Origin of the sequence: Vibrio splendidus, from assembly GCF_003345295.1 — a bacterium.
GTDB classification, from domain to species: domain Bacteria; phylum Pseudomonadota; class Gammaproteobacteria; order Enterobacterales; family Vibrionaceae; genus Vibrio; species Vibrio splendidus_K.
Genome location: NZ_CP031055.1, coordinates 862,509 through 876,686, shown reverse-complemented (window position 1 = coordinate 876,686; position 14,178 = coordinate 862,509). Strand labels below are relative to the sequence as shown.

The window sequence follows — 14,178 nt, the reverse complement described above, 5'->3', positions numbered from 1 at the left end:
CCCATTCAAATACTGCAAGCCACATTAGACAAACATCCTTAAATGCCAAGATCCAAAAAGGCCTCCCGAAGGAAGCCTTTCAAATGTATCTTGTCGATTAGTGACAAAAGAATATGTAGCGATTACATGTTACGTAGAGACGCAATACGCTTATCTAGTGGTGGATGGCTCATTAGAAGCTCTGTTAGAGACTTCTTACCGTTGATACCAAACGCCATCATAGAACCTTCCAGTTGTGGCTCATGGCTCACCTTTAGACGCTCTAGCGCTGCAATCATCTTCTCTTTACCTACTAGGTTCGCTGCACCTGCATCGGCATGGAATTCACGATGACGGCTGTACCACATCGTAATGAAGCTTGCTAAGAAACCAAATACCAATTCCAACACCATAGACACACCGAAGTACACCATCATGTTGCTGCCGCCCTCTTCTTCGTTGTCATTCGACGCAACAATGTTGGCGATGAAACGAGATAGGAAGATAACGAACGTGTTCACTACACCTTGCATTAACGTCATGGTCACCATATCACCGTTCGCGATGTGGCTCACTTCATGCGCTAATACCGCTTCAGCTTCATCACGCGTCATGTTGTGCAGCAGGCCTGTTGATACTGCTACCAATGAATCGTCACGTTTAGCACCTGTCGCGAATGCGTTGATGTCTGGCGAGTCGTAGATCGCCACTGTTGGCATACCAATACCAACTTGCTGAGCTTGACGGCTTACCGTCTCCATCAACCAATGTTCTGTTTCGTTACGTGGGCTTTCAATGACCATGCCGCCTACTGAGCGTAGCGCCATTTTCTTTGACATCATTAATGAAATGAATGAACCGCCAAAACCAAATACTGCAGCCATTAACAACAAGCCTGAAAGGCTTCCTGGTTGCATACCTGTGACTGCATATACAATATTAAGAACAACACTTAGTACCAATACAACCGCAAGGTTGGTTGCAAGGAACAACATTACTCGCTTCATTACTTATCTCCGCATGAAAGCTGTTTTTATAAAACTTATTGTTATAGGCAAGGCAGACAGCAATAGATTCCAACCTTGAAGACTTATACTTACTTATACATATAGTCTTAGATTAAGAAAACAAGGTTAAGCATTAAATTGCAACATTTGATTACGAGACTATATTCGAATTAACCTTAGTCTATTAGACCTAAGTCGTATGGTGCCAATATAACAATCCGTTTACAGTGACTTCAGATGATTTATTGGCTAGTCCATGTACAAAAAGGGAACGATCATGGTTGAAGGTACTAACACTCAAATGGCTATTGATTTACTGTGCTGTCACCTAGGGATTACTGAAGAAGAAGCGAAAAAGCAGATTGGAATCCTAACACCGCAAACGGCACAGACAAAAATCACAGAAACGCAACAAGCATTAATGGGACTGACAAAAGAACATTAATCCCAAACTTGTTCAAAAGACCGGTTTTTACAAACGTATGGTCTAAAGGCTTAAAATAGCAAAAGGGCTGCAATCGCAGCCCTTTTCTTGTTTAGTACACTAGGTGAGAATTAAAGCGTAAGCAAAGGCTGCACATCAATGTACTTACCAATGTTCTTAGACTTTGCTCTTGGTACGTAAGGGATTTCACCTAACTTCGGCGCACCTAGCTTGTCTTCAAGCATCGCAATAATATCAGCATAATGTTCAGTGCCTGGATTAATGCGGTTCGCTACCCAACCTACTAGGTTTAGACCATCTGCACGAATCGCTTCAGCAGTTAACAGAGCGTGGCTCAAACAACCCAGCTTAATACCAACAGTTAGGACAACTGGAAGCTGCTCTTTTTTAACCCAGCTAGACAAGTATTCGTCATCTGAAACCGGCACACGCCAACCACCAGCACCTTCAACTAAAACGATGTCAGAGTTTTGCTTATGCTGTTCTAGCTTCGCTGATAATACCGCTTCATCAACCACGACACCGTCATGCTTAGCTGCGATATGAGGTGATGATGGTAGCAACAATGCATACGGGTTAACGTCTTCGTAAGCAACATCTTGCGTCGCAGCTTCTTGAAGGTGTAATGCATCACTGTTACGTAACCCTTCAGGGTATTGTTCACACCCTGCAGCAACTGGCTTATAGCCAATTGTTGATAAATCCTGTGCGGCCAAAGCTTGAAGAATCGCTTTTGAAACCACAGTTTTTCCCACTTCGGTATCCGTACCTGCAATGAATAATGCATCAATCATAATTGAATAACCCCTAAACAAACTTGATATGTTGCTGGTAAGAAACCTTGATGGTTTTTAAACTCTCGATATTCCCGTTCAACAAGCTGCAACATGCGGCGACTTGTTAAACCTTGTGAGCGACCACTTACGTGATTAGCGCCGATACCTTTAAGGTCGCGCATCAGTTCAAACGCAGTGTCGTACCAAACGGTGATGGTGGGCAAGTCTAGTTGATGAGCAGTACAGCTAGATTGCGCTAACGCAATTTTTACCTGATTGATTGTAATAAAATGGTTAACGTGTTGATGTGCGTCAATTTTGGACCATGATTTTTCCAGTTCAAACAGTGACCCATCAAGCAAAGTTGAGAAAATTACACGCCCACCAACCGCGGAAACACGCTTCATCTCTTTTAAAGGTGACGATAAATCATCACACCATTGCAACGCTAAGCTTGAAAAAACGATGTCAAAACACCCATCTTCAAACGGTAATTGCTCAGCATCGGCTTGTTGATATAAAGAAACCGATGTACCACAACGCTGCTCTGCCCTTCCTAACATTCCAGCAGAAAGATCAGCGCATACTACTTCAGCACCACGCATTACCATCTGCTCAGAGAAGTAGCCAGTACCACAACCTAAATCGAGCACCTTTAAGCCAGAGAGGTCTCTCGGTAGCTTGTCTAGGAGTCGGTGGCCAACATCTCGCTGAAACTCAGCGTGTTTGTCATACGTTGTCGCTGCTTTACCGAAGGCTTCGGCAATCGCATTCTTATCTTGGCTTACGTAATTATGCACTACTGCTTCTTGTGACATTTACTGAGCCTCTTTCTTTAATTCAAAGCTTGATTCTATGCTTGGCTTGCTTCCAGAGTCATTGCTTCGCTCTATTGCTTGAAGCAACGAGTCAGTTAACTGAAGAATCTGTTCCTGACTGTGATTGGCCGTTAACGTAATTCGTAAACGAGCCGTCCCTGTCGGTACGGTTGGTGGTCTTATCGCCGTTACCCAAACTTGGTTACGCTTTAATTCTTCGGCAATAGATAATGCAGCTTGGGCTTCGCCAATAACGAACGGCTTGATTGGGGTCTGAGTATCAATAAAGCCTTTCACGCCACTCATCTGCTCAGCATAAAGGGCGCCAAGTTCTGTCAACTTCTCACGACGCCACTCTTGCGTCTGAATCATCTTACACGCATGAGACAAAGCCACCGCTTGTGAAGGGGGTATCGCGGTCGAATACACATGATGACGAGCAAACTGAGTTAAGTAGTCTCCCACCTCTGACGAACAAAGAATCGCAGCACCAGAAAGGCCAAATGCTTTACCAAAGGTCACCACCAAGATATCAGGTGAGATTTGTGCTGCACTGCAGCTCCCAGCCCCTTTATCACCTAGTACGCCGATACCGTGGGCATCATCAACCGCCAACCAACTATCGTATCGATTAGTCAGGTTAAATATCTGACTAAGAGGCGCTTCGTCGCCATCCATGCTAAACACACCTTCAGTCACGACTAACGATTGTGGAGAGCGGCTTAGTAAAGAATCGAGGTGTTGCGTGTCGTTGTGCTTAAAGCGTTTCATGGTTGCAGGTGAAAGTATCCCCGCTTCCATCAAGGAGGCGTGGTTAAGTTTGTCTTGCAACAGAGAGTCGTCTTTTTCGAGCAGAGAAAACAACAAAGCTTGATTAGCACTGAAACCAGAACTAAAGAGAATGGCACGTTCAAAGCCAAGCCATTCACACAGCTGAGTCTCTAAATTTCGATGAGCAGGACTAAAACCCGTGACCAATGGCGATGCAGCACTGCCGGAACCATATTGGGAAAGTCCGGTTTGCCATGCATCGACCAGTTCAGGATCGTTTGCCAAGCCTAAATAGTCATTACTCGAAAAATTAATGAAGCTAGAACCTTCGCTAGTAAGCAAAGGACTATCACTGCTTTCTAACACCTTAAGTTGACGAGTTAACCCTTGCTCACGGCGATGAGCAAGGGCACTTTTGATGCGAGATTTAAACAGTGGCATCGTAGAACATGTCATCTTTCGTTGGACGAGCAGCAACGCGCTCCACCACTTGATCTAACAGTTCATTTTCTTGAATTTCGTCAGGCTTTTGAGCCACCTGTTGGCTATTGATACCCAGCTTCTTAAACAACTGCATATCCGTGTCTTCGTCTGGGTTTGGTGTAGTCAGTAGCTTACAACCGTAGAAGATAGAGTTCGCGCCAGCCATGAAACACATCGCTTGCATCTGTTCATTCATATTCTCACGACCCGCTGATAGACGAACCGCAGACATTGGCATCATGATACGAGCAATGGCAATAAGTTTGATAAAATCGAAAGACTCAACATCATCGACGTTTTCCATCGGTGTGCCTTTCACTTTCACGAGCATGTTGATTGGCACACTCTCAGGGTGTACTGGAAGGTTAGCCAGTTCTACAAGTAGACCCGCACGGTCATTGGTGCTTTCACCCATACCAATAATACCGCCTGAGCAAATCTTCATTCCGGCATCACGTACGTGAGATAGAGTGTCTAAACGATCTTGGTAAGTACGAGTAGTAATGATGCTGCCGTAGAACTCAGGAGACGTATCAAGGTTGTGGTTGTAGTAATCCAAACCTGCGTCCGCTAACTCACCCGCTTGATCTGGCGTTAGCATACCTAGCGTCATACACGTTTCTAGGCCCATGCCTTTCACACCTTTGATCATGTCAGTTAGGTGAGGCATATCGCGCTCTTTCGGATTTTTCCATGCCGCGCCCATACAGAAACGAGTCGAACCCGCGTTCTTAGCTTTTAGCGCCGCATCCAAAACACGCTCGACTTCCATTAAGCGTTCTTTGTCGACATCTGTTCGGTAGTGAGCACTTTGAGGGCAGTACTTACAATCTTCAGGGCAAGCACCCGTCTTAATTGATAAAAGCGTACTCACCTGCACGTGGTTGTGCTCTTGGTACTGTCTATGAACAACTTGAGCTTCAAACATTAAATCCATAAACGGTTTTTCAAGCAGCGCTGTTACTTCAGCAACTGTCCAGTCATGACGAACTTCCACGTGTCGATCCTTTTTTATTTTTTTGATATTGCACCTCCATCAATAGAGATTGCATTTATGCTTGGCTAGTCTACCGACAAGCTTTAGACTGTCAACACATTGATAATATCAAAAGTTTACATCTGATTATTTTTTAATCACTTCAAGAATGGAAGTTACTATGGATCTCGCCTTTGATCGCCAGCATATCTGGCATCCTTACACATCAACGTTAACACCTCTGACCTGCTACCCAGTCACCAACGCAGACGGTGTTTACTTAGAATTAGAAGGCGGAAAACGAATTATTGATGGTATGTCATCTTGGTGGTCAACCATCCACGGCTACAATCATCCAGAGCTCAATGCTGCGGCTCACAGCCAAATCGATAAGGTTTCACACGTTATGTTTGGCGGTATCACCCACCAGCCCGCTATCGATTTATGTAAGAAACTGCTGAATTTAGCGCCAAGTAATCTAGAGCACGTATTCTTGGCCGATTCAGGTTCAGTGGCCGTGGAAGTTAGCCTTAAGATGGCACTGCAGTACTGGCATGCTAAAGGGCAACCTCGTTCAAAGTTCCTAACGCTAAGAGATGGTTACCACGGAGATACCTTCGCGGCGATGTCAGTGACCGATCCGGATAACTCGATGCATAGCCTTTACAAAGGCTTTTTGCCTGAGCATATTTTCGCTGATTCGCCAAAAACTGGCTTTTGGGATGAGTGGAATTCAAGTGACATCAATAGCTTTCGAGAGAAACTCACAACCCATCATGAAGAGGTTGCAGCCGTGATCTTAGAGCCAATAGTTCAAGGTGCTGGCGGCATGCGCATATACCACCCTGAGTTCTTAAAACAGGTTCGCTTACTGTGTGATGAATTCAACGTATTACTTATCTTGGATGAGATTGCGACCGGGTTTGGCCGCACTGGGAAACTGTTTGCCTGTGAGCATGCCGGTGTTCAACCGGACATTCTATGCGTAGGTAAAGCGCTAACTGGTGGCTATATGACGCTGTCAGCGACGCTTGCGAGCAAAGAAGTCGCAGACACCGTATGTAGCGGTGAAGCAGGTTGCTTTATGCATGGGCCAACCTTTATGGGCAACCCATTGGCTTGCGCAGTCGGTGCGGCAAGTTTATCCATCATCGAGCAAGGCCATTGGAAAATTCAGACTCAACAGATTGAACAACTCTTTTCTGAGTTGCTACCACCGTTGCGAGAGCATGAACTGGTTAAAGACGTGCGTTGGTTAGGGGCTATTGGCGTTGTTGAGACTCACACGCCTGTGGATATGGAAACCATCCAAGCTCACTTTGTAGAGCAAGGCGTTTGGATACGCCCGTTTGGCAAATTGATTTATATCATGCCTCCCTTCATTAGCAAGCCTGAGCACATCGAGAAACTTGTTTCCGCTATTAATTGCGCATTAAAAGATCGCCACTGCTTTAAATAGAAGACAAAGCTATTACCTCTCCTTACTGGTTCATTTGCTATCTGCAATATTGAAGTTAAGGAGAGGTCGGTTCATTATTATCGACAATAGAGAGCGACTGCCTTCTAACGAAGTTGGCTGTCTTTACTTGCTCTGCGATTGAACAATGAGTGACGATGCGCAACGTGTTCAAACATGGACTGGCATCCAATACAGAAACGCACGCCTTTAATCGCTAGCCGTCTCTTTTCTGATATCTCATCACCGCACTCGTCACAATAATGCAAGCTTTCCCCACTTTGAATGTTCCCTCTTACACGAGAGATCTCATCATCAATGGTATTTTGAATTTGCTGACTGACGCTATCGTCACCTGCCCATCCTACGGCCATAAGTCCTCCTCTGTATTTGCATGAGAAAATTTGTACCTACCGCGATAAGAGCGCATTATAACCATTTTTTAGTGATGTAATAATAACCTAAATTAGAGAAACACTATTACAAATGAGTAATAAAATTGACCCTCGACTCACTGCTTTCCGGTGTAACAGATAATAAAAAACCCAGCCGATTGACTGGGTTTTCGTATAACAGTTTTACTGATTAACCAATGTGCGTTACGCCGCCCATGTATGGCTGAAGTACTGTTGGGATAGCAATACGGCCGTCTGCTTCTTGGTTGTTCTCAAGAATAGCAACCATAGTACGACCAACAGCAAGACCAGAACCGTTTAGCGTGTGTACAAGTTCAGGTTTCTTCTCGCCTTTACGACGGAAACGAGCTTGCATACGACGCGCTTGGAAATCCCACATGTTTGAACAAGAAGAGATTTCACGGTATGTCTCTTGTGCTGGAACCCATACTTCTAAGTCGTAAGTTTTCGCAGAACCGAAGCCCATGTCACCAGTACATAGAATCACTTTACGGTAAGGAAGCTCTAGAAGTTGAAGTACTTTCTCAGCGTGACCTGTTAGCTCTTCAAGCGCTGCCATTGAATCTTCTGGCTTAGTAATTTGTACTAATTCAACTTTGTCGAATTGGTGCATACGGATAAGACCACGAGTGTCACGACCGTAAGAACCCGCTTCAGAACGGAAACATGGAGTGTGAGCTGTCATCTTAAGTGGCAGTTCAGCTTCATCAGTAATCGTGTCACGAACCATGTTCGTTACCGGTACTTCTGCAGTAGGGATAAGCGATAGCGTCTTAAGAGGTACATCACTTACTTGCTCAGTTAGCGGGCTTGTGTGGAACAAGTCTTCGCCGAACTTAGGAAGTTGACCAGTACCGTATAGGCTATCGTGGTTCACTAGGTACGGTACGTACATTTCTGTGTAGCCGTGTTCATCAGTGTGAAGGTCCAGCATGAACTGAGCAATAGCACGGTGTAGACGTGCGAATTTGCCTTTCATCACGATGAAACGAGAACCAGAAATTTTAACTGCGCTAGCAAAATCAAGACCGCCAGACATTTCGCCTAGATCCACGTGATCTTTCACTTCGAAGTCGTAAGTCTTAGGTTGACCCCAACGAGAAACTTCTACGTTGTCGTCTTCATCTTTACCGTCTGGCACTTCTGCGTCAGGTAGGTTAGGAATCGACATTGTGATCGTTTCTAGCTCAGATTGAAGCTCAGCCAATGTTACTTTAGCTTGGTCTAGTTCTGCGCCTAAGTTGCCTACTTCAGCAAGGATACGCTCAGCTTCTTCATGGTCGCCTTTTGCTTTCGCTTGACCAATGGACTTCGATCGAGAGTTACGTAACGCTTGCAGCTCTTCAGTTTTCATCTGAAGGGACTTACGTTTTTCTTCAAGTTCACGAATTGTCTCTACATCAAGGGTGAAGCCTCGACGTGCTAATTTTGCCGCTGTTTCATCCAGCTCAGCTCGAAGTAATTTAGAATCCAGCATTGCTAATCCTATGCTTTAGTTATTTGAATATTCAGTAGATTGCTACTGAATCACTGCTAAACCCCTAAAATTGGTGCTATTTCGACCAATTTCAAACGATTTAATTGAATTTTTATGACTAGGTAACGATATCCAAAAAAGACTACTTTTCATAGCGTTTTTGTGGGCTTTTTGCGTCCAAATCCGCCAGATAATCTAGCTTCTCGCCAATTTTAGTCTCTAAGCCTCGTTTTGTTGGGAAATAGTATTGCTTCTCTCCCATTTCAGGGGGCAAATACTTTTCGCCAGCTGCGTAGGCACCAGGTTCGTCATGAGCATAACGGTATTCTTGCCCGTAGCCCATGTCCTTCATCAAAGTTGTGGGTGCATTTCGTAAATGATGAGGAACTTCATACTCAGGCAGATTGTGTGCATCCGTTAACGCTTGCTTCCAAGCGGTGTAGACTGCGTTACTCTTTGGTGCACACGCGAGATAAACAACCGCCTGTGCAATAGCACGCTCCCCTTCGGCAGGACCAATTCGAGTGAAGCAGTCCCAAGCGGACATTGCGACCTGCATTGCTCTTGGGTCAGCGTTGCCAATATCTTCAGAAGCAATCGCCAGCAAACGCCTTACGATATACAAAGGATCACAACCCGCAGCAATCATTCTTGCTGACCAATACAACGCCGCATCAGGGTTTGAACCGCGAATCGATTTGTGAACAGCGGAGATCAAGTCGTACCAAATATCGCCCTTATTATCAAAGCGAGCGACTTTCTCCCCTGCTACCTCAGCCAGCAACTGTAACGTTATCGCTTTCTCGCCTTTGTCGTTGTCTTCTGCCATGTCGTACAGCAGCTCAAGATAGTTGAGCGACATACGTGCGTCACCGTTGACCAGTTCAGCGAGGCGATCTAAGACGTTATCAGCAAAATCAGCTGTCACATCACCCAGACCGCGCTGTTTATCTTCAATAGCTTGGCGAATAACGAGAGAAATATCATCTGTATGAAGCGAAGTCAGCTTGTAAACACGCGCACGTGACAACAAAGCGTTGTTCAGTTCAAAGGATGGGTTTTCCGTGGTCGCGCCAATAAAGGTCACGGTGCCATCTTCAATGTGTGGCAAAAAGGCATCTTGCTGACTTTTGTTAAAGCGATGGACTTCGTCCACAAACAGGATCGTTCTGCGCCCTGCTTGTTTGTTTTCACGCGCTTTTTCAATCGCGATACGAATGTCTTTAACACCCGAGGTTACCGCTGATACGCGCTCAACTTCAGCATTCGCATAGTTTGCTGCCACTTCCGCCAGCGTGGTTTTACCGGTGCCAGGAGGCCCCCATAAAATCATCGAGTGAATATGGCCCGCTTCCAACGCTCTACGAAGTGGTTTACCTGGGCCTAATATATGCTGCTGACCGATGTACTGTTCGACAGTTTCAGGTCTCATACGAGCAGCAAGGGGACGAAAATCTTCGTCCCCTGCAAAATCTAAGCTGTAATTACTCAATTGCAATCTCTTGATTCGTTGATGGCATCTGTGCCTATCGACGTATTACCAAATGATCTGCTTCATTAGATCAGTTTCTTTGGTCGTCGACCTCGACACCTTCCGGTGCCACAAAAGTAAAGCGGTCTGCTGCAGGTTTACCTAAGTCAACATTGCTAAAGGTAAACTCACCTTTCTGACCGTCTTGTTCAATCACGTTAAAGCCCTGAACAATACCCTTTTCAGTGATCTTAATCTGGAAGTCACCCTGATTAGAATCCACAGCTGTCGGCGTTAGCGTAAATTGGTTACCCGTTTGCGCGACATTGTAGTTGTCCCAATCGCTTTCTTGATTACGAGTCAGCAAGACAAAAGGTGTTTGTGATGTTGCTTGCTCTTGCCAGTAAATACTAACCTGCTCAATGAACGGGCTGTAGTACCACAAGCTTTGACCATCAGATACCAACACGTTTTCATCAGGGAAAGTCGTTTCCCAACGGAATAAGCTTGGGCGTGCAATCTCAACTGTGCCCTCGCCTTCCATAACAACATCACCATCAGGGCTAGTCACGACTTGTTTAAAGTCGGCGCTAAAACCTGCATTCAATGACAAGCGGCTACTCAGTTCTTCTTTCGGAGAAGCCAATACTGAAAAGCTCATAAATAAAAGTGCGAATACTTTTTTCATCAATAATCCTGTTAGAACATACGTCGGTCATATTTTCGATTTGACCGACTTAATAGTTATGAGTTCCGAATGGAACTAATCTTTTGGTGGCGCTGGCGCTAAGACTTCACGGTTACCGTTATGGCCCGGAGTACTCACAATGCCTTGAGCTTCAAGCTGCTCAACAATTCGTGCCGCACGGTTGTAGCCAATCTTAAATCGACGTTGTACGCCAGAAACTGAACCACGACGTGAATGGACAACGTGTTCTACCACTTGATCAAACAGTGGATCGACTTCTTCATCGCCTTCCATCTTCTCACCCGGTAACAGTGTTTCCGGGGTTTGGTCGCCGTTCGTAATCTCTTCAATATAGTTTGGCTTACCGCGTGCTTTCCAGTTGTTCACTACCGCGTGTACATCATCATCAGATGCAAACGCACCGTGTACACGCGTTGTGTGGCTTGAACCCGGTGGTAAGTACAACATATCACCCATACCCAATAATGATTCTGCACCACCTTGGTCAAGAATAGTTCTTGAATCTGTTTTGGTTGATACCGTAAAGGCAACACGAGTTGGGATGTTTGCTTTAATAAGACCAGTAATAACATCCACCGAAGGACGTTGAGTGGCTAAGATCAAGTGAACACCAGCCGCACGCGCTTTCTGCGCCAAACGTGCAATCAGTTCTTCCACTTTCTTACCGACTACCATGATTAAATCGGCGAATTCATCGACGACAACCACAATATAAGGCAGTTTTTCCAACAATGGTGCTTCAGGGTCCATGCTGTCGCCCGGCTTCCACAGTGGGTCATGAATTGGGTGACCCGCTTCCGCGGCCATCTTCAATTTGTCGTTGTAGCCTTTGATGTTACGAACACCGAGAGCCGACATCAGTTTGTAACGACGTTCCATTTCACCTACACACCAACGAAGGGCGTTAGACGCATCTTTCATGTCAGTCACAACTTCAGACAGCAGATGTGGAATACCTTCATAGATAGATAATTCCAGCATTTTCGGGTCGATCATGATGAAGCGAACGTCTTCTGGTGATGCCTTGTAAAGCATACTCAATATCATCACGTTTACACCGACAGACTTACCAGAACCGGTTGTACCTGCAACCAGAACATGTGGCATCTTCGATAGGTCAGCGATAACCGCTTCACCAGCAATATCTTGCCCTAGAACAACGGTCGTTGGTGACTTCGCTTCTTGGAACTGAGGGCTGCCCACCACATCAGAGAAGAATACGGTTTGACGGCTCATGTTCGGCAATTCTAAACCAACATAAGGTTTACCCGGTATTACCTCGACGACACGTACTGCCAATGCAGAAAGCGAACGAGCTAAGTCCATAGAAAGGCCAGAAATACGGCTTACTTTGACGCCCGGAGCCAGATCGAGTTCAAATCGAGTGATGACAGGACCAGGGAAAATATCAACCACATCAGCTTTGATCTTGTAGTCCGCTAGCTTCGATTCAACAAGACGAGCGATCGCCTCTAGTGCATCGCGGTCAATAAAGGTTTCACGTTTTTCAGGGTGGAACAACAACTCAAGCGTTGGCAATGGTTCGGCCGGTTTCGGTAAGTTAACATCTTGCTGTACCAGGAACGGGTTTTGTGTCGCCGCCATGTTCGCTTGTGCCTCAGAGACAAGGCTTTGGAAGGCTGCAACATCTTGATCTTGGTGCAGAGGCTCTTCTTCTATTACTTGTTCCCAAGGAAGATCAACCGTTGGCTCTTGAGTTTGTTCGTTTGATTGCTCAAATTCTGAATTATTTTGTTGGTTAACTAAAGACTCAGGTTGCTCTACATTATCTTCTTCAGTCGATACGGACTCGAACTCTGTAGACTGTTCATAACTTTGTTCTTCAGCCACATCAAACGGTGATGCTTGTACTGAGAAATCGTTTTCACTTGCTTCTTCTAGTTCGCCCATTGGCGAAGCGTATAACGATTCTGGTTGAACATCTTCCGTATCGAATTCGCTCTCAACTTCTGGAATGCGATCAACTTCTAAAATGCTATCGACTGCTGACTCGGCACTTTCAAGGCCTATATCAGTAGGGACAACTTCTGGTTGGTCGTGCTGCATGTATTGTTGGTACGCAGCCTGAGATTCGTGAGCATCAGTCTGATCTTGCTCAGCAAGATCATCTTCATACATAGCGGCATTTTCTAGCTGCTCTATCGTCGCATTCAACTGCTTCGAGCGCTCAATACCTTCTTCTAAAGGTTCTTCTGGCGCGTGGTAAACAGGAGCGACAGAGATAGGTTGCTCTGGTTGAATTTCAGGTTGAACTTGCGGAGCTTCATAAGTAGAAACCTCTGGCTTAGCTGGAGCCTCTACTGGCATATGGATATTGTAATGACGCTTCGACGTTGCACTGTTGTCCAACGCATTTACGCCAGTGTCTGAAGAGTCGTTGGTCGCAGAGAAGCTCATCGCAGGGTCGAGCTGATCTTGTTCTGCTTCTTTATACCCTTCTATAGCCTTACCTTCGATAAGATTGTCTTCTAACGCATGAACATCAGGGAAAGTCGGCTTTTGATGACGTTCCGTTAGAGAATCTCTGTCTGTCGATTCTTTCAATTCAGGCTCAAGTAGCTCTTGATCTTGGCCACGAGCCTTATTAACAGCAGATGTAAAAAATTTAATGGCACATTCGCCTAGCCATTCCACAATACTTAACCAAGAAATTCCGGTTAATAGCGTCAAGCCAGCTCCCCATAAGAAAAGAAGAACTAGCGTACTACCGAGAACATTTAACGTGGGAAGCGCAAGGCTTGTTAGTACGTCACCCACGACGCCACCTGACGAAAAGTACCAAATGTCGTCAAAGTTGATATCGGCTAGACCGCAACTAGTAAGAATAAGGACAGTAAGGCCAAGTAAGCGAGTGCCCCACAGCATGAAATCGATCTGCTCGTCTTCATTACGTTTACGGAATAATACCCACGCAGCAACCGTTACCAAGATAGGTAAAGGGTAAGCCAAAGAACCAAACACAAAGAAAAGCGTATCCGCCAACCATGCACCTAGGTAGCCACCCGCATTTTGAATGTCACCACCCCACGCCGTTTGCGACCATGATGGGTCTGCAGGACTAAAAGTTAATAACGCAACGGCAAGTAGAATAGAGAAGAGAACACCCATAATCAGGCTGCACTCTTTTAGACGTTGAGAACCATTCAAACGAGGAGACTGAGGCTCTTCACTCGTTTTAATGATTGTTTCTACTTTATTACTGCTCTGCTTGAACATAAACCAACTTAATAATTAAACGGAATAAAACATCTCGAGCGACCAAAGCCGCCCGTTTCAATGAAACTACTGTTGATTTAACCATATCAAACAGAAAAACCCAATTCCAGAAAGCAAGAAAGCGGAACAAATGTCCGCTTTCTTTCATTTCACCAAT

13 protein-coding genes are annotated in these 14,178 nt (G+C 45.3%); 2 read left to right on the top strand and 11 right to left on the bottom strand.

Annotation, left to right across the window (positions count from 1 at the left end):
- Window positions 1-122: 122 nt before the first annotated feature.
- A complete protein-coding gene (htpX, locus tag DUN60_RS03920; RefSeq protein WP_054546660.1) occupies window positions 123-986 on the bottom strand; it encodes a protease HtpX in 864 nt (287 codons plus the stop codon).
- A 256-nt stretch (window positions 987-1,242) separates the two neighbouring features.
- Here htpX and DUN60_RS24520 point away from each other — a divergent pair, with 256 nt between their 5' ends.
- Window positions 1,243-1,431: a hypothetical protein gene (locus DUN60_RS24520; protein WP_133146056.1), complete on the top strand. Its 189-nt coding sequence runs from the start codon at window positions 1,243-1,245 to the stop codon at window positions 1,429-1,431.
- A 110-nt stretch (window positions 1,432-1,541) separates the two neighbouring features.
- Here the strand turns inward: DUN60_RS24520 and bioD are convergent, their stop codons facing one another.
- Genes bioD through bioB form a run of 4 tightly spaced genes read right to left on the bottom strand, consistent with a single transcriptional unit; the run spans window position 1,542 to window position 5,276 of the window.
- Window positions 1,542-2,225 carry a dethiobiotin synthase gene (gene bioD, locus DUN60_RS03915; RefSeq protein ID WP_054546661.1) on the bottom strand — a complete coding sequence of 228 codons (684 nt, stop codon included), beginning with the start codon at window positions 2,223-2,225 and terminating at the stop codon, window positions 1,542-1,544.
- Complete coding sequence (gene bioC, locus DUN60_RS03910; RefSeq protein WP_114633224.1) at window positions 2,222-3,025, bottom strand: malonyl-ACP O-methyltransferase BioC; 804 nt, start codon at window positions 3,023-3,025, stop codon at window positions 2,222-2,224. Before bioC ends, bioD begins: the two co-directional genes overlap by 4 nt.
- Window positions 3,026-4,237 carry an 8-amino-7-oxononanoate synthase gene (gene bioF, locus DUN60_RS03905; protein ID WP_114633223.1) on the bottom strand — a complete coding sequence of 404 codons (1,212 nt, stop codon included), beginning with the start codon at window positions 4,235-4,237 and terminating at the stop codon, window positions 3,026-3,028.
- Window positions 4,224-5,276, bottom strand: coding sequence for a biotin synthase BioB (gene bioB / locus DUN60_RS03900; RefSeq protein WP_114633222.1), 1,053 nt, complete (start codon window positions 5,274-5,276; stop codon window positions 4,224-4,226). Before bioB ends, bioF begins: the two co-directional genes overlap by 14 nt.
- Window positions 5,277-5,436: 160 nt before the next feature.
- Here bioB and bioA point away from each other — a divergent pair, with 160 nt between their 5' ends.
- Window positions 5,437-6,714 (top strand): adenosylmethionine--8-amino-7-oxononanoate transaminase, encoded by a 1,278-nt coding sequence (gene bioA, locus DUN60_RS03895; protein WP_114633221.1) that lies wholly within the window; start codon window positions 5,437-5,439, stop codon window positions 6,712-6,714.
- A 104-nt stretch (window positions 6,715-6,818) separates the two neighbouring features.
- On the opposite strand, the gene DUN60_RS03890 is transcribed toward bioA, so the two are convergent.
- The 6 genes from DUN60_RS03890 to DUN60_RS24650 form a co-directional block, all read right to left on the bottom strand.
- Window positions 6,819-7,085: a DksA/TraR family C4-type zinc finger protein gene (locus tag DUN60_RS03890; RefSeq protein ID WP_004734553.1), complete on the bottom strand. Its 267-nt coding sequence runs from the start codon at window positions 7,083-7,085 to the stop codon at window positions 6,819-6,821.
- Between the two features lie 211 nt (window positions 7,086-7,296).
- Entirely contained in the window at window positions 7,297-8,604 is a 1,308-nt protein-coding gene (gene serS / locus DUN60_RS03885; protein WP_004734554.1) for a serine--tRNA ligase, read from the bottom strand.
- A gap of 142 nt (window positions 8,605-8,746) precedes the next feature.
- The gene (locus tag DUN60_RS03880) at window positions 8,747-10,102 is read right to left on the bottom strand and encodes a replication-associated recombination protein A (protein WP_017089177.1); all 1,356 of its coding nucleotides are present in this window, start codon (window positions 10,100-10,102) and stop codon (window positions 8,747-8,749) included.
- Between the two features lie 64 nt (window positions 10,103-10,166).
- On the bottom strand, window positions 10,167-10,763 hold the full coding sequence (gene lolA, locus DUN60_RS03875) for an outer membrane lipoprotein periplasmic chaperone LolA (RefSeq protein ID WP_004734556.1): 597 nt from the start codon (window positions 10,761-10,763) through the stop codon (window positions 10,167-10,169).
- Between the two features lie 75 nt (window positions 10,764-10,838).
- Entirely contained in the window at window positions 10,839-14,021 is a 3,183-nt protein-coding gene (locus DUN60_RS03870; RefSeq protein ID WP_114633220.1) for a DNA translocase FtsK 4TM domain-containing protein, read from the bottom strand.
- On the bottom strand, window positions 14,002-14,169 hold the full coding sequence (locus tag DUN60_RS24650) for a hypothetical protein (protein ID WP_157940053.1): 168 nt from the start codon (window positions 14,167-14,169) through the stop codon (window positions 14,002-14,004). Before DUN60_RS24650 ends, DUN60_RS03870 begins: the two co-directional genes overlap by 20 nt.
- Window positions 14,170-14,178: the final 9 nt, after the last annotated feature.

Excerpts from the sequence above, each read along its gene's own strand:
- bioD (WP_054546661.1), bottom strand. The coding sequence starts at position 2,225 with ATGATTGATGCATTATTCATTGCAGGTACGGATACCGAAGTGGGAAAA.
- DUN60_RS24520 (WP_133146056.1), top strand. The coding sequence starts at position 1,243 with ATGTACAAAAAGGGAACGATCATGGTTGAAGGTACTAACACTCAAATG.
- bioC (WP_114633224.1), bottom strand. The coding sequence starts at position 3,025 with ATGTCACAAGAAGCAGTAGTGCATAATTACGTAAGCCAAGATAAGAAT.
- serS (WP_004734554.1), bottom strand. The coding sequence starts at position 8,604 with ATGCTGGATTCTAAATTACTTCGAGCTGAGCTGGATGAAACAGCGGCA.
- bioF (WP_114633223.1), bottom strand. The coding sequence starts at position 4,237 with ATGCCACTGTTTAAATCTCGCATCAAAAGTGCCCTTGCTCATCGCCGT.
- DUN60_RS03890 (WP_004734553.1), bottom strand. The coding sequence starts at position 7,085 with ATGGCCGTAGGATGGGCAGGTGACGATAGCGTCAGTCAGCAAATTCAA.
- bioA (WP_114633221.1), top strand. The coding sequence starts at position 5,437 with ATGGATCTCGCCTTTGATCGCCAGCATATCTGGCATCCTTACACATCA.
- DUN60_RS03870 (WP_114633220.1), bottom strand. The coding sequence starts at position 14,021 with ATGTTCAAGCAGAGCAGTAATAAAGTAGAAACAATCATTAAAACGAGT.
- htpX (WP_054546660.1), bottom strand. The coding sequence starts at position 986 with ATGAAGCGAGTAATGTTGTTCCTTGCAACCAACCTTGCGGTTGTATTG.
- lolA (WP_004734556.1), bottom strand. The coding sequence starts at position 10,763 with ATGAAAAAAGTATTCGCACTTTTATTTATGAGCTTTTCAGTATTGGCT.
- DUN60_RS24650 (WP_157940053.1), bottom strand. The coding sequence starts at position 14,169 with ATGAAAGAAAGCGGACATTTGTTCCGCTTTCTTGCTTTCTGGAATTGG.